The 24,849-nt window shown below is 50.8% G+C and carries 34 protein-coding genes and 1 tRNA gene; 32 read left to right on the top strand and 3 right to left on the bottom strand.

Features of this window, described 5'->3' with window-relative positions; translation table 11 throughout:
• Position 1: 1 nt before the first annotated feature.
• The 14 genes from L379_RS26375 to L379_RS00645 all read left to right on the top strand — a co-directional run bounded on the left by L379_RS26375 (position 2) and on the right by L379_RS00645 (position 7,363).
• On the top strand, positions 2–166 hold the full coding sequence (locus tag L379_RS26375) for a hypothetical protein (RefSeq protein WP_172687143.1): 165 nt from the start codon (positions 2–4) through the stop codon (positions 164–166).
• Positions 150–362, top strand: a complete 213-nt coding sequence (locus L379_RS00600) for a hypothetical protein (RefSeq protein ID WP_022649968.1) — start codon at positions 150–152, stop codon at positions 360–362. Before L379_RS26375 ends, L379_RS00600 begins: the two co-directional genes overlap by 17 nt.
• Positions 362–514, top strand: a complete 153-nt coding sequence (locus L379_RS25995; RefSeq protein ID WP_000613550.1) for a hypothetical protein — start codon at positions 362–364, stop codon at positions 512–514. The genes L379_RS00600 and L379_RS25995 overlap by 1 nt, the downstream gene beginning before the upstream one ends.
• Positions 511–813 (top strand): hypothetical protein, encoded by a 303-nt coding sequence (locus L379_RS00605; RefSeq protein WP_032655948.1) that lies wholly within the window; start codon positions 511–513, stop codon positions 811–813. Before L379_RS25995 ends, L379_RS00605 begins: the two co-directional genes overlap by 4 nt.
• 751 nt (positions 814–1,564) lie before the next feature.
• A tRNA-Asn gene (locus L379_RS00610) sits at positions 1,565–1,639 on the top strand.
• A gap of 302 nt (positions 1,640–1,941) precedes the next feature.
• On the top strand, positions 1,942–2,496 hold the full coding sequence (locus L379_RS00615) for a hypothetical protein (protein WP_032655945.1): 555 nt from the start codon (positions 1,942–1,944) through the stop codon (positions 2,494–2,496).
• Positions 2,497–2,536: 40 nt separating this feature from the next.
• Positions 2,537–3,328: a hypothetical protein gene (locus tag L379_RS0124455; RefSeq protein ID WP_230031890.1), complete on the top strand. Its 792-nt coding sequence runs from the start codon at positions 2,537–2,539 to the stop codon at positions 3,326–3,328.
• 113 nt (positions 3,329–3,441) lie between these two features.
• The gene (gene phoH / locus L379_RS00620) at positions 3,442–4,215 is read left to right on the top strand and encodes a phosphate starvation-inducible protein PhoH (protein ID WP_032655939.1); all 774 of its coding nucleotides are present in this window, start codon (positions 3,442–3,444) and stop codon (positions 4,213–4,215) included.
• Positions 4,216–4,225: 10 nt separating this feature from the next.
• Positions 4,226–4,429, top strand: a complete 204-nt coding sequence (locus tag L379_RS00625; protein ID WP_032655937.1) for a crAss001_48 related protein — start codon at positions 4,226–4,228, stop codon at positions 4,427–4,429.
• A gap of 15 nt (positions 4,430–4,444) precedes the next feature.
• Positions 4,445–4,810, top strand: a complete 366-nt coding sequence (locus L379_RS00630) for a Gp49 family protein (protein WP_032655934.1) — start codon at positions 4,445–4,447, stop codon at positions 4,808–4,810.
• Entirely contained in the window at positions 4,810–5,055 is a 246-nt protein-coding gene (locus tag L379_RS00635; protein ID WP_006812570.1) for a GrxA family glutaredoxin, read from the top strand. Before L379_RS00630 ends, L379_RS00635 begins: the two co-directional genes overlap by 1 nt.
• A gap of 96 nt (positions 5,056–5,151) precedes the next feature.
• On the top strand, positions 5,152–5,676 hold the full coding sequence (locus L379_RS00640) for a hypothetical protein (RefSeq protein ID WP_006812569.1): 525 nt from the start codon (positions 5,152–5,154) through the stop codon (positions 5,674–5,676).
• Positions 5,667–6,083 carry a type II toxin-antitoxin system YafO family toxin gene (locus L379_RS24625; protein WP_050597052.1) on the top strand — a complete coding sequence of 139 codons (417 nt, stop codon included), beginning with the start codon at positions 5,667–5,669 and terminating at the stop codon, positions 6,081–6,083. Before L379_RS00640 ends, L379_RS24625 begins: the two co-directional genes overlap by 10 nt.
• 173 nt (positions 6,084–6,256) lie before the next feature.
• The gene (locus L379_RS00645; RefSeq protein ID WP_023315967.1) at positions 6,257–7,363 is read left to right on the top strand and encodes a tyrosine-type recombinase/integrase; all 1,107 of its coding nucleotides are present in this window, start codon (positions 6,257–6,259) and stop codon (positions 7,361–7,363) included.
• Here L379_RS00645 and L379_RS00650 read toward each other — a convergent pair.
• Entirely contained in the window at positions 7,355–7,741 is a 387-nt protein-coding gene (locus L379_RS00650; RefSeq protein WP_004110129.1) for a transcriptional regulator, read from the bottom strand. The genes L379_RS00645 and L379_RS00650 overlap by 9 nt on opposite strands.
• Positions 7,742–8,004: 263 nt before the next feature.
• Here L379_RS00650 and L379_RS00655 point away from each other — a divergent pair, with 263 nt between their 5' ends.
• The 5 genes from L379_RS00655 (at position 8,005) to L379_RS00675 (ending at position 16,164) form a co-directional block, all read left to right on the top strand.
• A complete protein-coding gene (locus L379_RS00655; RefSeq protein ID WP_004110118.1) occupies positions 8,005–8,217 on the top strand; it encodes a hypothetical protein in 213 nt (70 codons plus the stop codon).
• Between the two features lie 109 nt (positions 8,218–8,326).
• Positions 8,327–10,693 (top strand): cobaltochelatase CobT-related protein, encoded by a 2,367-nt coding sequence (locus tag L379_RS00660; protein WP_006812566.1) that lies wholly within the window; start codon positions 8,327–8,329, stop codon positions 10,691–10,693.
• Positions 10,694–10,789: 96 nt separating this feature from the next.
• Positions 10,790–12,025 (top strand): AAA family ATPase, encoded by a 1,236-nt coding sequence (locus L379_RS00665; protein WP_004110112.1) that lies wholly within the window; start codon positions 10,790–10,792, stop codon positions 12,023–12,025.
• 180 nt (positions 12,026–12,205) lie between these two features.
• A complete protein-coding gene (dnaE, locus tag L379_RS00670; RefSeq protein WP_006812565.1) occupies positions 12,206–15,724 on the top strand; it encodes a DNA polymerase III subunit alpha in 3,519 nt (1,172 codons plus the stop codon).
• Entirely contained in the window at positions 15,721–16,164 is a 444-nt protein-coding gene (locus L379_RS00675; protein WP_002213143.1) for a DUF7740 domain-containing protein, read from the top strand. The genes dnaE and L379_RS00675 overlap by 4 nt, the downstream gene beginning before the upstream one ends.
• 30 nt (positions 16,165–16,194) lie before the next feature.
• Here L379_RS00675 and L379_RS00680 read toward each other — a convergent pair whose 3' ends face one another.
• Positions 16,195–16,758 carry a helix-turn-helix transcriptional regulator gene (locus tag L379_RS00680; RefSeq protein WP_006812564.1) on the bottom strand — a complete coding sequence of 188 codons (564 nt, stop codon included), beginning with the start codon at positions 16,756–16,758 and terminating at the stop codon, positions 16,195–16,197.
• Positions 16,759–16,839: 81 nt separating this feature from the next.
• The gene (locus tag L379_RS26370) at positions 16,840–17,064 is read right to left on the bottom strand and encodes a hypothetical protein (protein WP_071785734.1); all 225 of its coding nucleotides are present in this window, start codon (positions 17,062–17,064) and stop codon (positions 16,840–16,842) included.
• A gap of 257 nt (positions 17,065–17,321) precedes the next feature.
• Here L379_RS26370 and L379_RS00685 point away from each other — a divergent pair, with 257 nt between their 5' ends.
• The 13 genes from L379_RS00685 to L379_RS00745 all read left to right on the top strand — a co-directional run bounded on the left by L379_RS00685 (position 17,322) and on the right by L379_RS00745 (position 24,413).
• Positions 17,322–17,753, top strand: a complete 432-nt coding sequence (locus L379_RS00685) for a hypothetical protein (protein ID WP_023315972.1) — start codon at positions 17,322–17,324, stop codon at positions 17,751–17,753.
• Between the two features lie 119 nt (positions 17,754–17,872).
• Entirely contained in the window at positions 17,873–18,901 is a 1,029-nt protein-coding gene (locus tag L379_RS00690; protein ID WP_004110098.1) for a hypothetical protein, read from the top strand.
• A 60-nt stretch (positions 18,902–18,961) separates the two neighbouring features.
• The gene (locus L379_RS00695; protein ID WP_023315974.1) at positions 18,962–19,906 is read left to right on the top strand and encodes a 5'-3' exonuclease family protein; all 945 of its coding nucleotides are present in this window, start codon (positions 18,962–18,964) and stop codon (positions 19,904–19,906) included.
• The gene (locus L379_RS00700) at positions 19,906–20,172 is read left to right on the top strand and encodes a hypothetical protein (protein WP_000920226.1); all 267 of its coding nucleotides are present in this window, start codon (positions 19,906–19,908) and stop codon (positions 20,170–20,172) included. Before L379_RS00695 ends, L379_RS00700 begins: the two co-directional genes overlap by 1 nt.
• A gap of 2 nt (positions 20,173–20,174) precedes the next feature.
• Entirely contained in the window at positions 20,175–21,251 is a 1,077-nt protein-coding gene (locus L379_RS00705) for a recombinase RecA (RefSeq protein ID WP_032655928.1), read from the top strand.
• A gap of 91 nt (positions 21,252–21,342) precedes the next feature.
• Entirely contained in the window at positions 21,343–21,543 is a 201-nt protein-coding gene (locus L379_RS00710) for a hypothetical protein (RefSeq protein WP_032655925.1), read from the top strand.
• Positions 21,544–21,546: 3 nt separating this feature from the next.
• Complete coding sequence (locus L379_RS00715) at positions 21,547–22,377, top strand: SPFH domain-containing protein (RefSeq protein WP_004110049.1); 831 nt, start codon at positions 21,547–21,549, stop codon at positions 22,375–22,377.
• Between the two features lie 162 nt (positions 22,378–22,539).
• Positions 22,540–22,911, top strand: coding sequence for a DUF2591 domain-containing protein (locus L379_RS00720; protein WP_004110046.1), 372 nt, complete (start codon positions 22,540–22,542; stop codon positions 22,909–22,911).
• Positions 22,895–23,305, top strand: coding sequence for a DUF7238 family protein (locus L379_RS00725; protein ID WP_032655922.1), 411 nt, complete (start codon positions 22,895–22,897; stop codon positions 23,303–23,305). The genes L379_RS00720 and L379_RS00725 overlap by 17 nt, the downstream gene beginning before the upstream one ends.
• Positions 23,306–23,373: 68 nt before the next feature.
• The gene (locus tag L379_RS00730) at positions 23,374–23,649 is read left to right on the top strand and encodes a hypothetical protein (protein ID WP_032655921.1); all 276 of its coding nucleotides are present in this window, start codon (positions 23,374–23,376) and stop codon (positions 23,647–23,649) included.
• A gap of 40 nt (positions 23,650–23,689) precedes the next feature.
• Positions 23,690–23,869 (top strand): hypothetical protein, encoded by a 180-nt coding sequence (locus tag L379_RS00735; RefSeq protein ID WP_004110036.1) that lies wholly within the window; start codon positions 23,690–23,692, stop codon positions 23,867–23,869.
• Positions 23,866–24,201 carry a hypothetical protein gene (locus L379_RS00740; RefSeq protein WP_016051670.1) on the top strand — a complete coding sequence of 112 codons (336 nt, stop codon included), beginning with the start codon at positions 23,866–23,868 and terminating at the stop codon, positions 24,199–24,201. The genes L379_RS00735 and L379_RS00740 overlap by 4 nt, the downstream gene beginning before the upstream one ends.
• The gene (locus L379_RS00745) at positions 24,201–24,413 is read left to right on the top strand and encodes a hypothetical protein (protein ID WP_006812558.1); all 213 of its coding nucleotides are present in this window, start codon (positions 24,201–24,203) and stop codon (positions 24,411–24,413) included. The genes L379_RS00740 and L379_RS00745 overlap by 1 nt, the downstream gene beginning before the upstream one ends.
• Positions 24,414–24,849 lie beyond the last annotated feature (436 nt).

Below are 24,849 nucleotides of genomic sequence, written 5' to 3'. Positions count from 1 at the left end.
GATGATTGTATTTTTGGTCGTCGGCATTGTTATCGGCAGTCTGGTTATGTCCAGCTGCATCAACGATTACGTAAAAGCCGGTGTCATGCAGAGGCGCGGCCGCATTTACCGCATTGTAGATATCACGTACACACTGAAGGAGATTAAGGATGATCATGTTAAGTAAACGGGAGAAAGAAACTCTGCGTGAAATCAGCCAGTGGAAACAGTTCTACGCCAACTGGAAGCCAAAGACCCGCGCCAAACTGGAACGTATGAATCTTGTCGCTAACGTTTCGCCAAAAGGATGTGTGGAGAACTATCAACTCACTGAAAAAGGACACTCACTGTTACAGCAATTGACTGAGGCGGGGGCGTTCTGATGATTCCATACATCCTGTTATCTTTTGCTGGGGGCGTGGCCCTCGGCTTCAGTATCTGTCGCGATCTGGTCAGGCAGGAACTGAAAACCAAAACGCTTCGCATCGGTAAGCGTCTGTATCGGGTTGTTCACGAGACGGGAGTGCAGAAATGAGCAATTTGACCTCATTCGACTGGTGGCTGGCAACCTACCTTGTGGCGGCCGGCTTCGGATATGCCTTTTACATTGGTCAGTTAATCGTAAAGCTACTGCTGATCAGATTTGCCAGCCATAAACGCATAGACGACGGTCTGTGGCGCCTGGGTTCTCTGCTGGAGACTCACTACGGCGAACTCAAGGAGAACGAAACTATCACTATTCAAGCGAAGCGTTTTACGGCCATCATCACGAGAACGCCGGAACAGAAGGTGAGTTTGATCAAAAAGATAGCAACTGAACGAGTCACAGAATAATAAGTATTTACTTACTTATCTAATGTGTATAAGATTCACTTGTTTTCGTTGAGACGCGACTGTTTGAACGTTAAATATAACTGCAAACGAAGATACGTACCTGGCAGTAGCCTAAGAAGCCAAACACCAGCGAGGTCAGTTTCCAGCCTCGTCACCGAAATGGGACACACTGAGCGAGTGTGATTGCAGAACGCAGGATAGGGCATGTTGCACCACCCATGCCCTATTCGATGAAGTAACAGGATGGGCGGTTGGTTTTCCTCATTCCATTCCATCATCCCGGTTTCAGCCAGCTGACCGTCCATCCTGTTACGTCATTTCCATTACTTATGTCGTTTAATCTTGGGTTAAAAGCGGCGACGTAACCCGGCTGGCTTGGTTAGCCAGCGCACAACGTTGAGGTCACTGTTTTTCTTTTAATCATACAGGTGATTCCACAGAGCTGTAGTGACTGATCGATATGTTGGGTCGAACATAAATCGGTTCAGTGGCCTCAACGTTGTGAAAGCAGGATTCTTTAACCCTCTGGTGAAATCATTGTTGCCTATGTAACCCTGGTTTCACAACATGGATGATTCCATACATCCAATAAGATCGAAGAGTCTGGCGGCCATCAACCGCCGAGAAGGATTCCAGATCTTCGCTCTATGTGAGCGAGCCACAAGCCTCGTCTGGCACTAACGTAAAGTGCAAGTTGCGGGAAAGTTCTTGGTTGCCTGGTTGTCCATGAACAAGTACCGCCGCGAAAAATGATGGTGTAGCTCAGTGGTAGAGCGGTTGACTGTTAATCAACTGGTCGGTGGTTCGAGTCCACCCACCATCGCCAACACAGCGCTGAACGGTTTGGAGTTCGCCACCACCGTCCGAACGGAAAGACTCCGCAAATATCGCCAGACCGTTCAGCGCTGTGATAGACACGGCAGACGTTCTTAACCATTGATTCCTAGCATTGTACCAACACTTTTTAGCGCAAAAATCAAAGGGGCTTCGGCCCCTTTTTTGCTGGGTTGACTCCAGAATATTTCCACGTATGGTTTTACCACCTTTGGGCCTTCATTTAGCAACGGCAGCATTAGACTGCCTGCATGTGGGTGATAGGATGTGGCAGCAAAACATGGAGATAAGCCAATGAAAAAGCGCAACCTCAATATTCTCGCATCTCTGGTGATCGCGCTCGCTCTGACGGGATGTAACGAGTCTGAAGTAGATAAAATCACGCTGATAGGCCAAGACAAAAACGCTCTTGAGAGCCAGTACAAAACCCACTTTGAAAAACGAACCCCAAACATCGAAGCCTTCGCTCTGTTCGATAAAACCGCGGCTGAAGGCAAGGAACCGCATACCACTGGTGGATTAATTGACGGCAAAGTTGAGTCGAGCATGACTACTAACGTCGGCAAATATACCTTCATGCAGCTCGACGAAATGCTTACTAAAGAATACGGTAAGCCGGTTGCCACTAAAGACCAGGTATTTGATGAGACAGCCTTGAATGGACTGGAATGCGCCAAGACAATGTCATGTGCAGCGGGAAAGTATTATGAGGTATTCCGCGGCAAAGAGCGCCTGATCATGATGATAAACGGTGCCGGTTTCATGAATAAAGATGAGGGCGTAACGTTACTTACCTTTACCGACAAACACTTAAAAACGGCGCGTCTGGAAGAAGACAAACGCCACTAACAAACAACCATATGATTTTTTAAACACAGCGAGGTTAAACGTGAGTAACAGAGATGATTTTCCCCAATCGGTGAAGCGAACACTGGCCGAACGCGTAGGCTGGAAATGCTCTTTTCTTGGCTGCAACCAGGTAACAGTTGGCCCGGATAGCAGCAATCCAAACGGCAGGATTAATAATGGGATTGCGGCCCATATTACGGCAGCTGCAAAAGGCGGCCCGAGATATGACTCTAGTTTGACCCAAGAACAGAGAAGCTCGATTGATAACGGTATATGGATGTGTCGTTCACATGCCGCACTCATCGACTCTGACTACGTTGTCTATTCCACTCCACAATTGAAACTTTGGAAACAGCAGGCCGAAACTCAGCAAGCTCTACTGCTCCAGATGACGCACCAGGTGAGCCAAAACAATTACTCAGAAAGAGACATCGGTGTTCTAAATTCTATTACTGATATTTTTAATTACAACTACCTCCAAATACTGAAGAACGAGCAGTTCCGAGTAAAAGTAAGTACCAACATTACCGACCCTCTCTACGCTTTTGATGATATTGCAAACAATCCCTTTTACAGCTTCAATGATGTTGTTTTAGAAGGACTTCGTATAGCGTTGATCGGCAAAGTTAACAACTTTCGGGCGCTGTTCAGACAGCATTGCGCTGGAGGGTATGGCGGGTATTATGACTATATAGACATACCCAAAATCAGACAGTTCCGCCCTGATGAGGTTGAACGCCATTACGATATAATTAACGAAACCCAAGATCTGGCGTATGACATCAGTGTCGCGGCACAAAAATTACTCGAAATTAGAGCAAAACTGCCGTGAGTCATGAAGATACCCCTCTACATGGTAGAGGGATAACACACGCAAAATAGGTAATGACTTACCTATTATTTGTCGGTATAGTTCTTTCAGTTACTCACTTGAAAGGACTCAATATGGGAAACAAACGTAAACAGGCGCGTCGCGCAGCTCGTCAGGCTCTGAAGTCAAAACCACGCATCCACGGCTACGAAATTGACACAATCATCTTTGACGAGCTGGCCGCCGCCCCTGCTCTGCCACCAAAACCTAAACGCGACAACTCTCCCATCGAAGCGCGTAACGAGGCCCAGGCCCACTATCTTATCTCTCTCGATACCAAACCTCTGACGTTCGCCACTGGTGAAGCCGGTTGCGGCAAGACCTACCTGGCTGCTGCCGTCGCAGCGCAGCGTCTGCTGGATAAGGAAGTCGGGAAGATCATCGTGACGCGTCCGGTATTGCAAGCAGAAGAAGATCTGGGCTTCCTTCCGGGCGACATGAGCGAGAAGTTCGCTCCGTTCTTCCGGCCCGTCTATGACGTGCTACAGAAGCGTTTGGGTGGCTCGTTCCTTGAATATTGCTTAAAGCCAGAGGTGGCCAAAGTAGAGATTGCCCCCTTCGCTTACATGCGTGGGCGCACGTTCGAGAATGCTGTAGTCATTCTCGATGAGGCGCAAAACGTTACAGCGTCACAAATGAAAATGTTTCTGACCCGTATGGGCGAGAACGTAACCGTCATTGTGAACGGAGATGTGACGCAATGCGACCTGCCAGGCAATGTTAAGTCTGGTCTGGAAGATGCACTGGAGCGTTTTAAACCTTCCTCCCATGTTGGCCTTATTGAGTTTGCGACCGAAGACTGCGTGCGTTCTGAGCTATGCAAAGTCGCACTGGAAGCCTATCAGTAAGGGAAAGCCAATGACCAAAGAGTACCTGCCACACCAGAAACGTGTCATGGATGAACACGAAGAACTGTGTGGCCGCATCAAAGAACTGGAGGCGTACATTGCCGGCGACGAGTTTGCTCGCCTGCTGTATGTCGACCGCATCATCCTCATTAAGCAGCTGGACACGATGAAGGCGTATGACCTGATTCTTCGTGCTCGGATCGCTCGTTTTTAACGTAAGGAAACCAAAATGACCGATATGGATATCGAAAACGAGATTGTGGCCAAAGGCAAAACGGCCGCGCGTGTTACCCCGGAACGCATTGAAGCTGTTATCTCAGGCGAGTTTTACTTTACCGGCGCGGACGGATATCGCAGCTCACCGTTGTGGCTGAAGCAGGAAGAGCCTGAACCGGCCCCGCAATCACTCGAACTGCTGACCTTCTGCGTTCTTGTGCTGGAGAACGGCTACACCGTAACCGGCGAGTCTGCGTGCGCCAGCCCGGAGAACTTTGATCCGGAGATCGGACGTAAAATTGCACGCCAGAACGCGATTGCCAAAATCTGGCCCCTGGAAGGCTATCTTCTCAAGCAGCAGCTGCACGAGGTGAAGTGATGAAGGTCGTTATCTACGGACGGGATAATTGCTCATACTGCAAACGTGCGGTCGAGCTGGCGAAGCAGCTCCACGGCCACGGCTTTGGCGATTATGAATACATCGATATTGTGTCTGCCGGGATCGACAAAGAGAAGTTGAGCGACCTGGTTGGCAAGCCGGTGGAAACCATACCGCAGGTGTTCGTAAATGGCGAACCTATCGGGGGTTATACGGAATTTGCTGCTTTTGCGAGCACCCTGTAATACAATACGGCTCCTTTTGGGGCCGTTTCTGTTTGTCGCAGTTTCAGGGAACGCGTACACTTAGTTACGAGCCAGCAAAAAGCAGGCAGATAAATCATGAAAGACTCAATCACCAAAATCGCAATGGTTGTGGCACTGGCACTAAGCAGCCTGTCACACGGATCTTATGCCAAAGACCACACCCATGAACGCAGCGCTATTACTTCAGGGGCGAGCGCACCATCCCTCGCAGAACTGCGCGAAAGTGTGGGTAAAATCCAGGAAGTCACCGCTGATGGCCGTGAAATTTACGCCAGACTGGATGCGCTAGCAGAACATGATTTTGAGCAGGCAAAGTTTGCCGCAGAAGGCTTGCGTGCTGATGTAATTGGCTCCCTGGCAATTGCCGAGTTCTTATTCCAGGCATTACCAGAGATGTCGATCATCCGGTCTTACGACAAAAACTCCACTGAATACAAGCTATGCAGGGCTGTCGCTGAGATGCGTCACGGGGCCAAAAATCTCGATAATCTGGTTAATCAGATCCTGACAGTTAGCCCTCTTCGCGAATCAGAAATTAGCCATGCGGCTCTTGCTGTTCTGGCAGCCAGTGGCACAGAGGCTTCGACCAAATGGCTCTGATTGTCGAGATCAACCCCGATACACGCGCCGAATTTTTAGACCCCACTTTCAATAAGTTCCCTGGATTGGAACAGCAGCTCATAGACGAATTTATTTACTGCAAGGAGCACAACGCCACAACGGATATCTTCGGCAATGACGCCGTCTTCACTTTTCCACCTTATGCCGTAGACGCTCAACTCGCTCGCATCCACATCAAGCTACCCGACGAACAACCCTGGCCACCTCGCACTCCAGATCGGCAGAAGAAGAGTAATACTTATTTAGTTTATGCACAGCATTTGTGGAATCCGGACAGATACTCCATTCTTGCACTTGTTACCCCAGCACACGATCTCATGAGCGCCGCCAACACACAGTTAATCTCCCACTTTTCAGCCTGTGCTGAAGATTTTCACAACCGCTAAAATCATCTTGCTTGTTTCTCAGATTTAAAAAAATCGACTCTCAATGATTCCATACCTATTAAGTATGGAATCATTGTACAAAACAGGCTATTTTATGGTTGATCATACAAAAACTTATGCCTAATATACTGTTTATGTATACAGTAAAAAGGGCTTCACTCAGTGAGTGGACGATGAAAAACACCTTTGATAAAGCACGCGCAGCAGAAAACACCTCTCGGGAAGCCATCGAGTACCTCGAACGCGCTTCCGGTTTGTCGGCAGTGTCGACCGCCAAATTCGACGGAGACATGTCGTTTTCTTCCGCCTTCATGTTATTCACTCGCTTATCTTTACTGATAACGAGGCGTCGACCTGAAATAGCCGTTCATTGTGTTTTGATACATGTAATGCCGCATATCTCTGATGTAAAGGTAAGTGATATAAGTAGGGTCTTGGTCAACCAGCTGGTGAACCCACTGATACTGGAAGGCAAGATCGTCCAGGGCAGACGCGTGTTCTCCCTGATGAAACAGTTCCTGAGCTGGTGCGCCTTTCAGGGGCTGATTGATACATCACCGTTGAATGATATATCGCTCAATAGAGTTGCCGGTGGCGCAAAGCCAGTGCCGCGCGAACGTAAGCTGACGGACGCCGAGGTCTGGGTATTCTGGAACGTCTGGGATTACTTCAATGTGTGCGAAGGCACAAAGTGGGCGGCCAGGCTCTGTCTTGTCGCTGCCAGACGACCCGATGAAGTGCTCCGGGCCAGAAAGGATGAGTTCAACCTTCAACGTGATGTATGGAATCAAGGTACGCGAAACAAATCGGCCAGACAGCACGCGCTGCCGTTAAGCCCATTGATGCGTCAATGCGTGGAAGAGTTGTTCGAGTACGGGAAAGACAGCCAGTGGCTCGTTCCTTCGAATAAGAAGAAGGGCGTAGATACGCCAATGTCTAAGGTGGCAATTGCCCAGGCACTGAGAAGGATACTGGAACGACCTGAGTTGATGGAGGTTGAGTCATTCACCCCACGCGATCTGAGACGTACAGCGCGTAGTTATTTCCCTGCTCTGGGGATTAATCAGGAGGTGGCCCGTAAGATTATGAACCACAGTCTTGAAGGGATAGATCGCGTCTATGATCGCCACGATTATATGGATGAGATGCGAGACGCCTTGAATAACTTCTCAACGTACATCGCATCTATCGTTAATCAAACAGACTTAGACGAGATAGACCACAAATTCAAGGGAGATCGTCTAGCCACGGAGCTTATTCGTGTAAATTTCTCACAGTGACTTGATGGCCTCTACCACCTTTTCTGACGCACCCTGTTGACCGTCAAAACGGTTACGGAACGCTTCTAGAACGAGTTTTTCATCAGCGGAGAGAGGTGCAGTGCCCTCTTCGCGAAAAAACTCAAGCAGCTCAGGATGACGTTCTTCCAGAACCATCAGCATCAGTCGAACCGGATCTGCCTCCAGTGCTTCGGCTAAAGCTCGAACCTTATCGACTGGAAGTGGGATTTTGCCGCTTTTGATGAGAGAGAGGTTGTTGGCGTTCTTGTACCCAACCTCTTTGGCAATGGTAGCCTGACTTTTAGGCGAGATTGTGATTAACGAGTCAATGTAAGCTGCGTAGCGACCTTGTTTGATCTCTGTTTCGTTGGTAGCCATGTAGTGAACCTTGCGTGTTTTGTTTATCTCTGGTAAGTGCTTACTGATATTACAGCAAAGGCCAGGGTTGTAAAGACTTATCTATTTAATTTCGATAGGCACAAAACCCCGGCATACCGCCATTATACTATGGTTTTTAGGCAATTTGTCACTATTCGCTTACAGAAAAAAGTAAGACGTATCTGATATAGGTGCATTCCATATTGATACAATAGGTAGTAGTATTGCCGAACTTTCAAATGTGTTCAGTTGGATGATATGAAATGAAAAATATAACTTCTAAATTGACCGCCCTTGAGGTTGGACACGCATATGCGATTGGACTAGATGGCGTCGCGACGATCCTGACAGAACTAGAATCTGAAGAGCTTCCCGTGGAGATGGTTGATACGACGGTTTTCACTTTTGAGCTAAAAAATAAACATTTCACTCTCATCAATACTGGTTGCGGCTCCCTTGCCGTGAGAACCATTTAAAACACATTCCTGCCTATAGATGCCTGTACGAACAGCTTAGTTGCCTGTTCGTACAGTGATAAATTACGCACATCAGAAAACAAATTGTTTTAATAACAAGGAAATTCTCATGTCCAAAGCCATGACCAGATCTGTGCTGAAAGAGGTACAGGACTTTCGCGACTGCGTAAAACGAGTTGTAGCGATGCTATCAGGCAAACAGATACCTGTTGCAGAGCGAGGCAATGAAGCATATGTCCGCTACAACCGGCGCGGCGAACCAGTGCTGGTAAACATCCCATCTATACCGGACGACGCGTCACCAACCCTCATGAACGCAGTACGTGGTTTTCTCGACCATGAGGTAGCCCATATCCTCTTTACTGATCCGAAAGTCGCAATGAAGATGCGCGAGAGAGGAAAGGCTCCGTCTACCGGGCTTTGGAACGCGCTGGAAGACGTTTTTATTGAACGCAGAATGGGACAGGTATTCAACGGAACTCGTCGCAATTTGCTGGCCACACAGAACCTGGTGATCGACAAATACTTCAAGGGCAAAGTGTCAGAGGCGGTTTCAATCTGCCACGGCGACCAGCGTGAATTGTTCCTGAAATTCTTCCTTTGCCCGGTCGTTCGCGCCTGGGATGGCCAAAGCCCTTTCATCGACTTTATGGAAGAACACTGGCACCTCATCGATAAGCCTGTAGCCTTGCTCAAAGAGCATGGTATCGACGTGGCCGTTCGCAATATGTCGAACACAGAAGACTGCGTGAAGGTCGCAGCTGCTATCGCCCAAATCATGCAGGATATGAAAGACAAGCCAGAGGGCAAATTACCAGAGCTTAAATCGTCTGCTAGGAAGCCGTCGAAGAGTGAGGACGAGTCAGAGGAAACCCCAGAAGCCGGTGACGAACCGACTCATAGTGAATCAGCACCAAAGCGTACCAAAGGCGAAGACGACGACAAGGAAGAGCAAGAAGATGATGCCTCAGAAGAGGAAGAGTCTGGGGATTCTGATTTGCCTGAATCAGTAGATAAGGACTTACCTACAGAGGATAAAGAAATTAGTGATACAGAAAGTAAATATACAGAAGCAGGCGAAGAAGAATCAGGAGACACCCCAGAATCCGATGATGCCGGCATGGAATCAGGTGATTCTGATGACGAAGGTGGTAGTGATGACACTGGCTCTCCAACGCCTGGTGATGGCATTCGCGAAGACGCCGATGACTCCGATGGTTATGGCTCTGGCGCCGCTGGCGATAGTGATGGTGATGACGGCGAAGACTCCGATGCCAGTCACGGGGAGTCGGAAGGAGAAGGCGAAGAGGAAGATGACGCCGCCGATCACACAGACGGCGAAGGTAAAGAAAATGAGGATGCCGCGGAAGCGCCTGAAGACAGTGAGTCAGGCTTTGTTCCTGCTCCGGATGAAATGACTCTGGAGGACGCACTCAAGGCGCTCGACGAGATGGAAGACGGAACAGGCGAAATGACCGAAGACGCACTGTCGGCCACCATCAGCAAAGAGCTTATGAGCACCTCACTTTCTGAGTATCGCCCATACGATCGTTCATACGACTTTATCGGGTTGATTGATGAGGCTGAAGAGCATGTAAAGCGCACCAGAAAGACGTTTGGCGCAATCCCAATGCACTCACCGGTCGATCGCTACCGCATGGTTCCGGAAGGCAGAAGGCTCTTTGAACTGAAAATCGAAAAACATCTGTCAGCAGGCGTTTCTTCGACTCTGGCCAAAGACCTGGAGCGAGCTATCGCCAGCCGCAATCGAGTCCAGTTTATCCCAGGCCAGAGACGTGGACGGATACATGGCGCGAACCTGTATCGTCTGGCAATGAACGACGACCGCGTGTTCCGCAAGAAAGAAGACCACAGAGCGGTGAACGCGTGCGTCCAGCAGGTGATCGACTTGTCCGGCTCAATGGGCGGCAGGAAGATTCAACTGGCACTCGCCAGCGCCTACACCATTGCGGATGCTCTGGATCGTATCAATGTGCCTAACATCATCACCGGCTTTACCACGTTTGGTAGCCCAGATTATGAAACCATGTCGAAGCGCGGGTTTACTCGTTTCGAGGCGCTAATGCTGCCCATTATCAAAAACTGGAATGAGAAAGCCAACTCTCCAGAGATCCGCGCCCGCATGGGCTGCGTGTGTGAGACGTTCCCCCTGCTCAATAACGTCGATGGTGAGAGCGTCGCGCAGCTGGCGACTCTGTTTGCAGGGCGAATGGAGGACAAGAAGATCATGCTGGTTATGAGCGACGGGGCGCCATGTGCTGCAGGCGATGGGTTCCATCAGCATTTGCGAACCGTCACCAAAGAAATTGAGACGTTGAGTGACATCGATTTGATGGCTATCGGCGTTCTGACCGACGCACCACGGCGTTACTACAAAAATTACGCACTGGTAAACAGCGTAGAAGAGTTAGGGCCGTCAGTCGTCACAGAGCTATCTCGTATCATTCTTGGGTAATTGGTTTACCCGTAAAAATAAGTAATCACTTACTATACAGCCTAATATATTTATATAAGATATACCCCACGAACGACAAACAGTAAGGAAAAACACATGACCGCTACTGCACTACAGCAAGAAGAACATTTGCCAGAAGCCATCGTCTGCAAGTGGTGTGGCAAATCCTTTCATTACCTGAAATCCCATATCTCTATGGGCCGCTGCGAGAACATTCCTGAGTCCGCGAAAGGTCTGGACGTGGACGAGGTGGTGAAAATGTACACTACTGCGTTTCCGGATGAACCAACGATCTCTCGCACGGCACTGGCCAAACTCAATGAGAAGCGTGCCGAAAAGCATTCAGGTGAAGGAAAAGTGGCGGACATTAGCGCACATCCGGGCTACGCAGGAACGGTCGAATACAAGACCGAACTGGTGGCCGCGCACGAGCTGCTTGGCGTAACGATCAAAGAGCTGGGAACGCCACGCGGAAAACCACTACAGGTGACAGTCAACGTCAACACGCCATATCCGGAGTTCGTACCGGAAGCGAAGAAGAACTATGTGTATGGCGACTTCGACCTGATTAAAGACATCTTCATGATGCTGGAAATCGGAATCCCAGGCTATCTCTGGGGTCATGCAGGAACCGGTAAATCTTCTCTTCCTACGCAGCTATGCGCCCTGCTGAATCGACCACTGATCCGCGCCCAGCATACGGCGTCTATGGAAGAAGCACACGTTACAGGCCAGATCCTCGCTCGCGATGGCTCCACCTACTTCGAGCCTGGTTTGCTGGCGCTGGCGATGAAAAATGGCTGGGTGTACCTCGCTGATGAATATGACTTCGCGTTCCCGCAGATTCTGGGTGTGTACCAGCCAGTTCTTGAAGGAGAACCGCTGATCATCAAAGAGGCAACTCCGGACTGGCGCCGTATCACTCCGCATAAACGCTTTGCCTTCATTGGCACTGGCAACACTAACGGCTCTGGCGACGAAACGGGTCTCTATCAAGGAACGAACATCCAGAACGCGGCGAACTTCTCGCGCTTCGGCATTGTTTCGAACGTGAAGTACATGAGCACTAAGGCTGAAGTCAACATGCTGGCTGAGGCTGGCGTCATCCGCGAATACGCCGAGAAGATGGTGAAATTCGCGAATCTTGTCCGTGAAGGTTATGAACAGCATCTGATCAGCCAGCCAATCGGCCCTCGCGAGCTGCTGCTGTCCGCAAAAATCGGAATGATGCGCGGTGATTTCTCTGCCGGCATCGAAAAGTCGTTTATCAATAAACTTCCATCCACGTCTGCACAGGCAGCGCGTGAAGTGGTTCAGAAGATCTTCGGTTAATCGTGCGTAAAGGATGTTTCGGCTCTCTTATCGCAGCGTCTGAAACTGGCCGGGCTTGTCTGGCGTGTCCGGATAGGCCCGAGTGCCACCAGTCAGCCAAAGAGGTTGCGATTTCGATGTATGGGAAGTTCGTTGGCTTCCCCAATGACAAAATCAAGAAAACCAGAAAGGTAAAAACACATGAAGGCTCTGATGGTCAGAACTGACTTCTCCCTGGGAGAGTCGGCTCTAAAAGCAGAAAACGCGGTGAAAATCGCGAGAGACGCTGGCTACACCGCTGTCATTTCCGCTGACAGCATGAACATTGCCAGTGTGATCCCCCTGCAGCGTGCCGCTGGCGACGACATGGCGGTTATTTGTGGTGTTAAGCTGAATGTTGTCGACGATCCGACATACGAGCACCGCGCCCGCCTTGCGAAAGAGTCAGGGGGATGTATGGAATCATTGGTACGTGATCGCAGCTACTGCTTCACGGCACTGATAAAGAATGAGCAAGGTTATCGCGACGTGTGCGAACTGATGACCTTAGCCAACAAGCGCGAGCAATTCTACTTTGTCCCGCGTCTGGCGCTTGACCAGCTGGCGGCCGCATATGCCAAAGGCAACATCATCCTGCTGACGTCTGACATTGGCAGTGTATTCCAGCGCCAGGACTTCGCAAAGATTATCGGGACGCTGGTCACAGCTGGAGGACGCGATAACTTCTACAGCGTGGTTTATCCGCACCCTACCCCATTCTACGACCAGATTAACGTCCGGGCGATGAAAGTGGCGAGCGCACTGAAAATAGAGCCAGTGGCGTTCTACCCCGCTTATTACGAAGCGGTCGACGACGCTGACATTAAAGACATTGCGCACATGGTTACGAACAACATCAAAATCGATCAGCCGCATCGTCTGCGTATTCCCCACCAGCGAGATAACGCCGTTAATGGTCGCCGCCATCTCCTTGAAGCGCTGAAAGCCTTCTCCGTTCGAATGGATGTGCCGGTAACAGCTGCAATGGCCTCAACAACGCAGGACACCATTATTGAAGCCTGCACATGGCGCTGGCATGAATTGCCACCAGCACTGCCCAAGATGGCAGACGACGAGCCTGCAACGCTGATGAAGCTGGCTGTCGCGGGGCTGCGTAAGCGTCTTACTACCAAAGAGTTTGGCTACACACCACCGGCTTCTGAGCACCGTGTGTATGTTGATCGCCTGAAGTACGAAATGGACACACTGACCCGCCTGGGCTTCTGTGGTTACTTCCTGATGGTGCGCGACCTGATGAATCACAGCCGTGAAACTGGCATTCCTGTCGGGCCAGGTCGTGGTTCCTCTGCCGGTTCTCTGGTGGCGTGGTGTATAGGCATAACCAACGTCGATCCTATCCGTCACGGTCTTCTGTTTGAGCGTTTCATCAACCCTGAACGTCTCGACTTACCGGATGCGGATCTGGACTTCAGCCAGGCACGTCGTCATGAGGTGATCGAGTATCTGAATGAACGCTATGGCGAAGATTACGTTGCCGGTATTCCGAACTTCACCTATCTGGGCGCCGCTTCTGCGCTGCGTGACACTGCGCGTATTTACGGTGTCGACGCTGCGGATATGGCGGTATCCAAAGAGTTCAAGAATCTGGAAGACGATAGCCTGTCTCTGGAAGAGCTGCGCGAGCAACTGGCCAGCCTGGACAAATACGCCACGAAAAACCCGGAAGCGTTCAAAGCGGCTTGTAAGCTGCAAAGCCTGATGCGTGGTTTTGGTCGTCACGCTGCGGGGATGATCGTCGCTGGCGTTCCACTGGTAGAGCGCACGCCCGTCGAGCTGCGTGGCAATGCTCGCTGTATTGCGTTCGATAAACGTTACTGCGAGGCGATGGGGCTGATTAAGCTGGACGTTCTCGGTCTGGCCACACTGGATCTGCTGGATAGCGCGAAACGCTACATCAAAGAGAGTACCGGGGAAGACATCAATCTCGATGCTATCCCACTGGACGATCGCAAGGTTCTGGATGGGTTCGCTGCAGGGTACACGCAGGGCGTATTCCAGCTGGAGTCCGGCCCCATGCGCAAGCTGCTTAAAGATCTGGGCGGTGGCATTGAACCAATGAGCTTCAAAACCGTTGTCGCCACGACCGCACTCTTCCGACCTGGCCCGATTCAATCCGGCATGTTGGACGACTATGTCTCGGTGGCCAAAGGCTTCATGGCTCCACAGTCGCTGCACCCGGTACTGGACGAACTTACCGCGGAAACCAACGGCGTGATTCTGTATCAGGAACAGACGATGAACGCGACACGATTGCTGGCCGGCTTCACGATGGCCGAAGCAGATGGTGTGCGTAAAGCGATCGGTAAAAAGGATATGGAAAAGATGAAGAGCATGGGCGAGAAGTTCGTCGTTCAGGCTCAAGCTGGTTGGATCGACGTTGAGATGGAAGACGGCACAACGCAGCGCATTCACCGCGCGGAACACTTCAAATGTGAGGACGGCGCACTGCGGACGGTCGAAGAAGCGCTGGAGGCAGGTGTGAAATTGCCTATGGCTGCTGTACGCGTTACAGGGTCACAACCCGGCTTGTCTGAGACGAAAGCTAAGGAGATCTGGGATGCCTTCGAGAAGAACGGTGCGTATCAGTTCAACAAATCACACTCCGTTGCCTACTCGCTGATCAGCTATCAGTCTATGTGGCTAAAAACGCATTACCCCGCTGAGTTCTTCGCAGCTGCGCTCACCATTTTGGGCGAGGATAAGCACCAGGGGCTGGTTAAGGATGCGCTGACCTATAGCATTCGCGTATTGCCACCAGACGTTAACGTGTCATCTAACCGAATTGAGATCCGCACGCTGGAAGACGGCAGCCAGGTACTGTATGCGCCCTTCTCTGCTGTGAAAGGCTGCTCTGAGAATGGTTGCCAGGCCATCATGAGAGCGAGAGAGAAAGTTGGCGGCAAATTCGAGTCACTTGAGCAATTTGAGGAAGCGGTCGAGAAGCGTGCGTGCAACAGCCGGGTACGCGAGTCACTGCAAAAAGTAGGTGCGTTCGCATCGATTGAGCCTGGCAGTCTGCCAGCGACAGATCCGGAACGACTGCGCGACCAGGCAGAGTTGATGGGCAATCTGGTGATCGACGCTGTAAAAGCCTCTCGACCGTTCGAGATGAACCCTAAGCGCTCTGCTGAAGTGAATGTACTGATGACTCGCATGGCGGCCGAAATGGGTCTGGGAGACGACCTGATCCGCCCAAGCATTGGCATTAAGCCGAAAATCATGGTCATTCTGGACAACGCGAACGGCAATGATGGGCGTACCGGTTACTTCATGGAGAACGGCTACGACGACTTTAAAGCGAAGTTGCTTACTGCAGGCGATCTGCGCATGGGCGATCTCTACGTCACCGGCGTGTGCAAAAAGGTGAAGGACAAAGAGAAGGACTACACCAAAGACGAGATCGGCCAGTTCACCGACTTTATGCGTGAAGAGATCAATCTGGTGCGTCCGACCTATGTGCTGACGTGTGGCAGCCGGGCGACGTCACTCTTCAACAACAAGAGCAAACCATCCGACCTGGTTGGACGCAAAGAGTATCTGCCAGAGCTGGATGTGACCGTTTTCTACGGATTTAACCCGAACATTTTGTACTTTCGCCCAGAAGAAGGCGAAAAGCTGGAAGCAATTCTGGCAGAGGTAGCGGAGACTATTAGCAAATGAATAAAGAGAACACCATGAACGAGGCACAGAAGATTGCACAAGCGCTGGCGGCTATCCCAGCGGATTTTCAGGATAAAGCTGTTGCGGCCACCATGCGGTCGCAGTTCTGGGAAATCATCGACTGCCCGGTCACGTTAGATCTGGCGCTGGCGTTCGCCGGGCTGGATGGTGCCGATAAAGTCAGTCGTCTGCGTAAATGTGCCAGAGCGCTGGCGCTTAAAACGCAAGATCCGAAGGCGTGCCAGTATCTGCTGGAGATCTACGAATCGGATAATCCAGAGGAACAGTTGGAGGCGTTCAAAGTGTTCCGCAATCGGCTGGTGCTGAAGGTGGCCAAAGAGTTTATGGAAGTGAACAAGATTGGCGATGTGAGACAGTACAGGCTGAAACGCCAGACCAGAGTCACGCTATCCAACATTTTTGGTAAGAAAGTCGCATAAAGCAAAAACCCGCCGATTGGCGGGTTTTTTTCATGCGCATTCGGCGTGATGACGTCGACGTGCGATAAGAGCTACCGCGATCGACTCAACTTCTTGAAAATCTTTTGAAGCGCTTGCACGTAAGGCAAGGTTCCATTTACTCAGCACACGAGCGTTATTTACCAAGTTGCTGTCTTCTTTTAATCGACCGTTCTTTAGTAGCCATTCGGCTACATCAGCCCAATCCCAAAGTGGGGATTGGCCTTTGATTCGTTGGATAGGGCAAGGGAAGTCTCCGCTACCACGAGTGCCATCTTTCAGCATCGCAATCGCCTGGCGAGACATTTCTGTTATTTCTGCAATGTCGCTCAAGCCTACAAGGGCAGAGTCGACAGATTCAACAATAGCGCCGATTCCGGCTGATTCGATATTGTCGACCGCTGATGCAATAGCGGCATCCAGCGATTCAGCTTCGCGGTCGAACTCAACATAGACGGAGTTTCCATATGCGCAAATCAGCGCATCGTCACAGCCGCTTTCGTACAGCGCGTCTTCCAGTCCTTCGGTCTCATACGTTACGCCTGAGAGTGTCAGAGTGAAGTTATAAAGCGCCATAGTACCTCTTCGTTTAGTATTCAGAGTATTCTCTTATTGATTCGGTAAGGAGTTGTTGTCGCAACTCCTTACCGGGCAAAATCAATCGCAGCGATCTACCATACGAATGATTTGCTTGGCATGGTTTTCAGCACTTCTCGGTGTCGACCATACGCTCATCTGGTGATCTCGGTGCTCACCTTCTGGACTGCCGCAGCGCAATTTGCAAAAACAGTGTGCAGAATCGCCTGGTGGAACCCAAACCCAGCCCTGAGTTACAGCATATTCAATGGCCGCTTGAATGTGCTTATTAGTATGTTTCTTCAGATACAATTTATCTCCGGCATATTATATGTTCGGTGTTGACAACTGTCAACGGCAAGTGAAATCCCTCCGTCCGTGTCCCCACCACATTGTCGTACGCTGTCTACGGCCAGCTTTTAACGGGGCATAGAGTACCAGAACCACCTGATTTTTCACTGGCTTACCTATCTCATAACCTCCATTTCATCGTGTCATAATCTCCACCGCCTGTTTCCATTATGATAAAATTGATATATAGAAATAATCTGGAACCTATCAAAATGAGTGCAGATATCTACGAAAAAATCATGTCCGATCTGGAGTTCGACCGCGACAATCTTGAGGAAGTCTGGCGTCAGCAACCGCGCCTGTTGATGGAGTACGGCTCTAAGCTGGCGCGGGCAGAACGCGAAGTCGCAGATGCAAAACTCTCCCTCGATGCGATTGAGGCGAAAATCTACGACAATGAGCGTAAGAACCTGAGTATGAACGGCATTAAGTTTAATGAGTCCGTACTGGAGGCGAAGGTTAGAACCAACCCGCAATACCTCGCGAAGCGCCAGAAACTCGACGATGCCCGGCACGTTGCTGATCTGTACAAGCACGCTGTTGTCGCCTTTTCCCACCGCCGCGACATGATTGTCCAGGCGTCCAAAATGGCTATCGTGGAGATTGAGCGTTTGGGCGCCGAACGTTTCCACTCTCCCCGTTAATTTATGCTAGATCATAAGTAAGTACTGATCTATCATTCTTCTCGCTCGAAAGAGCCACGAATAAACGAACGCCCAACGCGCATAGCGCCAATGGCCACAATCACAACAAGGAGAAATACATGTCTAAGTCATTACTTGATCTGCTTAACAAGACCCGTGGCGATATTGCTTCTAAACGTGGCAATAACGTTGATTTGACCCGTCTGAAAGACGGCAATAACTATCTGCGCATTTTTCCGAACAAGGACGACCCGAATGGCGTGTTCTTCCAGACTTTCGGTATGCACTACGTTAAGCATCAGAATGAGGAAGGCAAAGATGTAACCACCGCCTACATCTGCGAACAGCACACCCACGGCCACGCTTGCCAGCTGTGTGAGATGGTTATGGAAGGTCGTGCTCGCTTTAAGGGCAACAAAGCGATGGAAGAGCGCATTAACAGTATGCGTGCTACACCGCGTTATCTGGTCAACGGTGTTCTGTCTGCGCGTGAAGACTTTGCGGACGCAGAGAAATGCCAGCTGATTGAGCTACCGTCTACGGTCTTCGACGATATCTGCAAAGTGATGTCCGAAGATATTGCGGATGATATCGGCAATCCACTGAGCAAAGAAGAAGGCTATGCGTTCCTGATTAAGCGTACCGGTTCCGGTCGTGACACCAAGTACGACGTATCCCCGAAACGTAAAGTCTACAAAGGCGACATTCCTGAGAAGCTCTGGACTACCCAACACGATCTGATCGCATACGCGAACCAGGCTGACGAAACCCGTCTGCTGTCTACGGCTCGCACTATGGGTCGTCTGATTGGTATCGCGGCTCCGGCAGCAACAATGTCCTCTCCGGCCATTTCTTCCGCTGCAAAATCAGCTGCTGCTGAACTGCCAGGCTTTGGCTCTATCACTGGTCATACGGAAGGTGCAGCTGCTGTCGCTACAGCACACACTCCGGCTCCAGAGTCCACCAGCCTGGTTGATGAAGAGATCCTGCGTGCCGCTGAAGCTGAGTTCAAACCGGAAACTAAACCGGAAGAAGTTAAAGCTCCGGAAGCCGCCGCAGCTGCAAGTGCTTCAGCATCTGCTGCCGCTGCATCTGCACCAGCTGACGAAGGTCTCGACGACCTGCTGGCTGAACTGGACGCTCTGTAATCCCATAACGTGACCAGTAAGGCGTCTACGGACGCCTTACTTTTTGGAAGGAGTGTACCGGTGAATTATCTCTTTGTGGACGGTAACAGCCTGGGCTATTACCACCAGCAATCCGACAAATTACACAACGGCGAGATGGAAGTTCAGGCGGCTTTTGGCTTCGTGAAGAACGTTCGTCGTTACGCCTCAATTCTCCATGCCCGCCCAATGATCTTGTGGGATGGATTCAGCGACAAACGTCGCGACTTCTACCCGGAGTACAAAGCGAATCGCGATGACGACCCGGATATGAAGAAGATGAAAGAAGGCTTTGCTCTCCAGAAGCCGTACATCTTGAAAATGATGACCGCGCTGGGCGTTAACCAACTCATTGCAAAGGATGCAGAAGCGGACGACCTGGCTGGAATGCTGGTCTCTCGCCTGGCACCGCAGCCGACCGTTGACCATATCTACCTGCTGACAGGTGATGGCGACTGGCTCCAGCTGGTTCGCGAGAACGTGAGCTGGGTAAGCCTGCGTGAAGATGCCAAGCACAAACAGGTGAACTTCGAACAGTTCGCAGAGCTGACTGGTCTGCCGACGCCACGCGCGTTTCTGGAAGCGAAAGCGTTGCAGGGCGATAACTCGGACAACATCAAAGGCGTCGGTGGCATTGGTGATGGTGGCGCGAAAGAGCTGCTTCATGAATGGGGAAGCGTGGCCGCAATGGTACGCGGCATTAACGACGGCTCCATTGTCATCAACAAAGGTCGCTATAAGACGGCATTCAACAAACTGGCAAAGAATGCCTTCAACGAGAAGACGGGCTGCCGGATGCTCGAAGCCTTTAAGCGCAACATGATGCTGATGAACCTTATCGACACAAAATTCCCACCCAGCGAAATCGAGTCGATTAAAGGCGCACGCGACATGAATGCCTTCGAACAGATGTGTTACGAGCTGAACTTCCGGTCGTTTCTGGAAGATCTGGAAGTGTTTGTTCTGCCATTTGAGAGGTACTGCTGATGCTGAAATCCATCATTAATGGCGGGGCAACTACGCCAACCATGCTGGCTAAAGAGATTGTCTTCTGCCACGGCGAGCACGCTGTGGTGGCGCTGCCGAACATTCTGGGCGCTGCTGGCATTTCTGCTACTGAGCGTGAGTTCGCGCTGGTCAGCGAGCAGGTCGTGAAGATCATCGCTCGCGTCGCCAAACACCTGAACCACGACGCAATCAAGTTTGACGAAGCCGCTGCTTCGAAGCGAATCAACGAATCAAAAGGAGCCTAATCATGGCAAAAGGCAAATCCGCACTGGCACTGGCGCTGAAAAAGAAAATCGGCAGCAATGACGAGATCCAGAAAGTCTCCCACTGGATTGACTCCGGTTTTCCCCCACTGAACAAAGCCATTTCCGGACGTTACGACGGTGGTTTTCCGTGTGGGCGTATCGTTGAAGTCTTCGGGCCACCAAGCGCTGGTAAAACCTTTTTGGCGACGGCTGCAATGGTGTCAGCACAAAAACAGGATGGTCTGGCCGTGTTCCTTGACCACGAAAACAGTTTCGACGTTGGTCTTGCGGTGGCGAATGGCTTGAACGCCGACGAAGACGACGGTCAGTGGGTCTACAAACAGCCGGATACCTTCGAAGACTCCGTCGAGCTGATCGGCACAATCCTCAAGCTGGTGCGCGACGAAGAGCTTATCCCGGAAACAGCCCCTATCTGCATCGTTGCCGACTCTCTGGCGTCGATGGTTCCGAACTCGAAGGCTGAGAAGTTCGACAAGATGGCAGAAGGCACTGCGAAGGACAAAGATCAGCTGAACATGAACGACAACACGGCGCTGGCGCGCGCGACGAGTGCGAACTTCCCTACTCTGGCGCTCTGGGCGCGTAAGTACAACGCGTGCATCATCTTCTTGAACCAGGTGCGTACCAAAATTGGCGTGATGTTTGGCGATCCGACTACGTCTCCGGGTGGTGACTCTCCGAAGTTCTACGCGTCGGTGCGTATCCGTCTGGGCGCATCCGTCATGAAGGATGGCAAAGAGAAGATCGGACAGGACGTTGGCGCCGAGTGCATTAAAAACAAAGTCGCGCCTCCGTTTGGCAAATGCTCATGGAAATTCTACTTCGACCCGACTCGCGGGCTGGACGTCATCGAATCGCTGGTTGAGTACATGCTGGAGGAAGGATACCTGCCCAAGAACGCCAGCGGGCGTGTGGAAATTGGCGATAAGAAATACACCAAATCGCAGATCGTCGAGATGTACCGCGAGAAGCCACTTCCGGAAATCATCGCAGCACTCCAGGCGATAGACGAGCGTCGAGCGAAAGAGTCGACCCCAGCCGAAACAGAAGAAGCGTAATCACAGGGCGTCCGTTGGACGCCTTTTTTATACTTGAAAATATATAAGTACTTACTTATCATTTCTACACCAAAACGACAAAAGGAAACACATGATCAAGGGTTATCTCATGGCTGTTTCAGCGGTGATATCAGTCTGCTTTATCTACGGTTTACTGGTTCCATCGCTTATCTCAGCTAAAAGCGATCTGGCCTTATTTATCGGACTTGCCATCGCTGTAGTCTTCCCGGTTGCCTTGTTAAAAGCTGGCCGCAGGTATATCAACTCACTCAATAAAATTAAGGAGAAGTAAGTAATGAAGAAAGGTTTACTGGCGGTGGCTTTGGCTGCTATTTGCACAATGGGTCTGACCGGCTGCGATCGCGTGGAACCGGGATACGTTGGCATTAAGGTAAACAAATTGGGTGAAGACAAAGGTATCGGTGAAGTTGTCGGCGTTGGCCGTCAGTGGACTGGTCTGAATACCGAGCTGTACACCTTCCCCACTTTCAAACAGATGAAAACCTACGATGAGCCGTTCACATTCCAGATGAGCGACGGTACAGCCATCGGCCACAAAATTGGTGTGGCATATCTGGTTAATCGCGACAAAGTAACTACCGTATTCCAGACCTATCGCAAAGGTGTTGATGACATTACCGACACTGATCTGCGCCAGAAGATTGCGGACTCACTGAACCGTCTGGCCAGCCGCATGACTACCGACACGTTCATCGACGGTGGCAAGGCGTCTTTGCTCGACAATGCGCTGAAAGACATTCAGGCAGAAATGTCACCGGTAGGTATTGAGGTTATTAGCCTGTCATGGGTGGGCAAACCAGACTACCCGGACACTGTCATCGAATCTATCAATGCCAAAGTGACCGCGAACCAGAAAACGCTCCAGCGCCAGCAGGAAGTTGAGCAGCGCAAGGCAGAAGCGAACATGCTGCGTGAACAAGCCGAAGGTGAAGCCGACGCTATCCGCAAGCGTGCTCAAGCAGAAGCTGATGCCATCAAGTTGCGCGGTGAAGCATTACGTCAGAACCCGAACGTCATGGAGCTGGAAGCCATCAACAAATGGAATGGTCAGTTGCCTCAGTACATGACTGAAGGGGCCAATACTCCGTTTATCGCGTTGAAGTAACAGCCTTTTCAAAGATACGGCGTCCACTTGGACGCCTTTTTTATTTCCGTATTATCACCAACAAGAAAACAAATTGGTTACTAATACGGAATTACCATCCGTAGAAGTACAAAGTGACAACGCCACATAGTTGTTCGGCAACGGATGAGAAGGAGATCGGGAATGAAAAATTACAGCGAGATGACGGACTTTGAGATTAACTGCCTGGTCGCGGAAGCCACCGGCCATCGACCGCTTATCTCACAATATGGCTGGAAAGGCTCACAGGAAGGCGATTACACAGCAGTGGTCGCCATCGGCCCGAACGGAGCCGGAACCTTCGACTGGTGTAACGATCCGGAAGATGCGTGGGACATTATTTATCGGCACAGAATCGGCGTAATCCCTGCCAGACAGCCTGGCGAGTGGAGGGCGGCCCACAGAAAGGTGGATAGCTCAACGCCACAACATCTGATCCAGAACCCTAACCCTTTCAGAGCGGCAATGACCGTGTTCCTTTTAATGCAGGAGAAAAAGCGTGAAGAAACTGTATGACGCGGCCAACGCTGCGCTGGATGTAGTGGATACCGAAATTGCCCAGGGCTTCCCGGAGCCAGAATGGGCGACGCAGCTGCGTGAGGCGATTGCAGAGATGAACGCACCGGAACCTTCAGAAGATGAAGCCGACTGGCAGCGTTTCATCAGAATGTACGCGGAAGAGATTGGCCCGACGCCCACCGCTGAACAGGCCATGCTGCTCAAGTACTTCAAGGAGGCTGGAGAGAATCTGCCGGTTGATGATACACCGCACTGGTTTCACGCCGCCTGGCGTAAGTTCGACGTGATCTACACCCGCGGTCTGGGAAGCAAAGATATGGTCGTCTGGCATCTGATGCACATTGATAAGGCTGTCGACCGGACGCTGGAGAAGTTCTTCCCACCAGCCTGAACACAATGATTGTGCGCCGCATGGCGCACATTAATATAAATAAGCACTTACCAACAAGGAGAAAACACATGAAGATTTTGGTTCGCATTTCAGCCAGCACCGACTATGACGTTTACCCGCTATTCATGGTCAAGTGCGATGGGCTGAACGATGAAGAAATTCAAGCGGCAATTGAGCGCAATCTCGTTGAGTACACTGGCATTGATGCAGATTCTGTGTATGTCGATGATGACGGTGTTTGTTGGCACAACGGTAGTTGCTGGTACGTCGACTACACGATGCCGGTAAGCGATGAAGACGCGGCTCATCTTGAGCGTATCTTAGGCATCAGCACTTTTGAGTGATATTTACAGCAAAAAATATATAAGTTAGTATCTACCTATCATGAAAACTGTATTAGACACTTTATTACTTATTGTCTCGATAGCTTTTGTGCTCGATTGCATCTTCACCGGAGCAATCCGTAAAGCGCTGGCGCCTGTTAATGGCGCGATGGTTAATGCGCTGGCCGTAGTGCTGGTATTCGACTCAGCATTCGGCGTTATCAAAGGAGTCGTGGCATGAAGAAAATAGCCCTGGCTCTGGCGCTGCTCTCCCTCCCTGTCTACGCGGACACGCACGTCTATGAGTGTGAGATGTCAGTGGCCGAAGTGAAAAACGACGTGATCCGCAATGTCGTCAAAGCCAGCTACGGCGCGATGGTTGTGGACAGCGGCGAACAGTTTTATGTTGTTCGCGATGATCGCGTCCTGTCTTCCCCCTATCTCACCAAACGTAACGGCAAACTGTCTGGCGTGGGTGAAGATAAGTTCGTTTACAACAAATCAGGTGATGTCTACGGCGTTCACGCGAAGAACGCCAGCTACCTTTTCGATGACTGCAAGGAGGTTGGTTGATGGCGGTTACACTGGCAGGTCTGGAAATCGAAAAAACAAGCGGCTACTGGCGTGCCAAAGGGTTTAAGCAACCCGGCGTGCTGGAGCGACTGGAACGTGAGGACGGTGTCATTGTCCACCAGCGTCGCGAATGGCGCATGTACGATCCGGAAACAGGTAAGCTCACGACGAAGGCCGGGACACTCTGGGGTCTGCTGAAGAAAATCCACTGATAACACTAACCACTGCGGTGAGTAGCCAGCTCACCGCGTGCGTATCCGGCCCATAACCACTGTAGTGAGTAAAACGGCTGCCGTGATATCCGGTATCCACTGTAGTGAGTAAAGTGGCGATTATCGACGTCGCTATCCACTGTAGGGAGTAAACAGGCGTTCATTCGCAGCAAACAACCACTATAGAGAGTGATGGAATGCGTTCTCCAGCGGGTATCCACTATGGAGAGTAAACCTTCACTGTTTTCAGCGGATATCTACTCACTACAGTGGTTAGTAAATACGGCCAACCGATTCTGCTCTCCACAGTGGATAGCCAATAACTACGGGAACAACGATAACCACTATAGAGAGTGGATCTAACAAGATACCCAGTGACCACTAACCTCGCAGCCCTTGTTTCATCTAGGTTTGTAACCACTAACATTTATTTCGC

It is taken from the genome of Enterobacter sp. MGH 33 (assembly GCF_000534535.1).
In the GTDB taxonomy this organism is placed as follows: Bacteria; Pseudomonadota; Gammaproteobacteria; order Enterobacterales; family Enterobacteriaceae; genus Enterobacter; species Enterobacter hormaechei_C.
The sequence above is the reverse complement of the archived record's forward strand: the minus strand, read 5'-3'. Positions and strand labels throughout refer to the sequence as shown.

Coding starts and splice junctions, on each gene's coding strand:
- dnaE (WP_006812565.1), top strand. CDS start 12,206: ATGAAGGCTCTGATGGTCAGAACTGACTTCTCCCTGGGAGAGTCGGCT.
- L379_RS00715 (WP_004110049.1), top strand. CDS start 21,547: ATGAAGAAAGGTTTACTGGCGGTGGCTTTGGCTGCTATTTGCACAATG.
- L379_RS00730 (WP_032655921.1), top strand. CDS start 23,374: ATGAAGATTTTGGTTCGCATTTCAGCCAGCACCGACTATGACGTTTAC.
- L379_RS00710 (WP_032655925.1), top strand. CDS start 21,343: ATGATCAAGGGTTATCTCATGGCTGTTTCAGCGGTGATATCAGTCTGC.
- L379_RS00660 (WP_006812566.1), top strand. CDS start 8,327: ATGTCCAAAGCCATGACCAGATCTGTGCTGAAAGAGGTACAGGACTTT.
- L379_RS00640 (WP_006812569.1), top strand. CDS start 5,152: ATGAAAGACTCAATCACCAAAATCGCAATGGTTGTGGCACTGGCACTA.
- L379_RS00700 (WP_000920226.1), top strand. CDS start 19,906: ATGCTGAAATCCATCATTAATGGCGGGGCAACTACGCCAACCATGCTG.
- L379_RS00630 (WP_032655934.1), top strand. CDS start 4,445: ATGACCGATATGGATATCGAAAACGAGATTGTGGCCAAAGGCAAAACG.
- L379_RS00645 (WP_023315967.1), top strand. CDS start 6,257: ATGAAAAACACCTTTGATAAAGCACGCGCAGCAGAAAACACCTCTCGG.
- L379_RS00635 (WP_006812570.1), top strand. CDS start 4,810: ATGAAGGTCGTTATCTACGGACGGGATAATTGCTCATACTGCAAACGT.
- phoH (WP_032655939.1), top strand. CDS start 3,442: ATGGGAAACAAACGTAAACAGGCGCGTCGCGCAGCTCGTCAGGCTCTG.
- L379_RS00605 (WP_032655948.1), top strand. CDS start 511: ATGAGCAATTTGACCTCATTCGACTGGTGGCTGGCAACCTACCTTGTG.
- L379_RS00735 (WP_004110036.1), top strand. CDS start 23,690: ATGAAAACTGTATTAGACACTTTATTACTTATTGTCTCGATAGCTTTT.
- L379_RS25995 (WP_000613550.1), top strand. CDS start 362: ATGATTCCATACATCCTGTTATCTTTTGCTGGGGGCGTGGCCCTCGGC.
- L379_RS00650 (WP_004110129.1), bottom strand. CDS start 7,741: ATGGCTACCAACGAAACAGAGATCAAACAAGGTCGCTACGCAGCTTAC.
- L379_RS00600 (WP_022649968.1), top strand. CDS start 150: ATGATCATGTTAAGTAAACGGGAGAAAGAAACTCTGCGTGAAATCAGC.
- L379_RS00720 (WP_004110046.1), top strand. CDS start 22,540: ATGAAAAATTACAGCGAGATGACGGACTTTGAGATTAACTGCCTGGTC.
- L379_RS00665 (WP_004110112.1), top strand. CDS start 10,790: ATGACCGCTACTGCACTACAGCAAGAAGAACATTTGCCAGAAGCCATC.
- L379_RS00745 (WP_006812558.1), top strand. CDS start 24,201: ATGGCGGTTACACTGGCAGGTCTGGAAATCGAAAAAACAAGCGGCTAC.
- L379_RS00625 (WP_032655937.1), top strand. CDS start 4,226: ATGACCAAAGAGTACCTGCCACACCAGAAACGTGTCATGGATGAACAC.
- L379_RS24625 (WP_050597052.1), top strand. CDS start 5,667: ATGGCTCTGATTGTCGAGATCAACCCCGATACACGCGCCGAATTTTTA.
- L379_RS00705 (WP_032655928.1), top strand. CDS start 20,175: ATGGCAAAAGGCAAATCCGCACTGGCACTGGCGCTGAAAAAGAAAATC.
- L379_RS00680 (WP_006812564.1), bottom strand. CDS start 16,758: ATGGCGCTTTATAACTTCACTCTGACACTCTCAGGCGTAACGTATGAG.
- L379_RS00675 (WP_002213143.1), top strand. CDS start 15,721: ATGAATAAAGAGAACACCATGAACGAGGCACAGAAGATTGCACAAGCG.
- L379_RS26375 (WP_172687143.1), top strand. CDS start 2: ATGATTGTATTTTTGGTCGTCGGCATTGTTATCGGCAGTCTGGTTATG.
- L379_RS00740 (WP_016051670.1), top strand. CDS start 23,866: ATGAAGAAAATAGCCCTGGCTCTGGCGCTGCTCTCCCTCCCTGTCTAC.
- L379_RS00655 (WP_004110118.1), top strand. CDS start 8,005: ATGAAAAATATAACTTCTAAATTGACCGCCCTTGAGGTTGGACACGCA.
- L379_RS00615 (WP_032655945.1), top strand. CDS start 1,942: ATGAAAAAGCGCAACCTCAATATTCTCGCATCTCTGGTGATCGCGCTC.
- L379_RS00690 (WP_004110098.1), top strand. CDS start 17,873: ATGTCTAAGTCATTACTTGATCTGCTTAACAAGACCCGTGGCGATATT.
- L379_RS00685 (WP_023315972.1), top strand. CDS start 17,322: ATGAGTGCAGATATCTACGAAAAAATCATGTCCGATCTGGAGTTCGAC.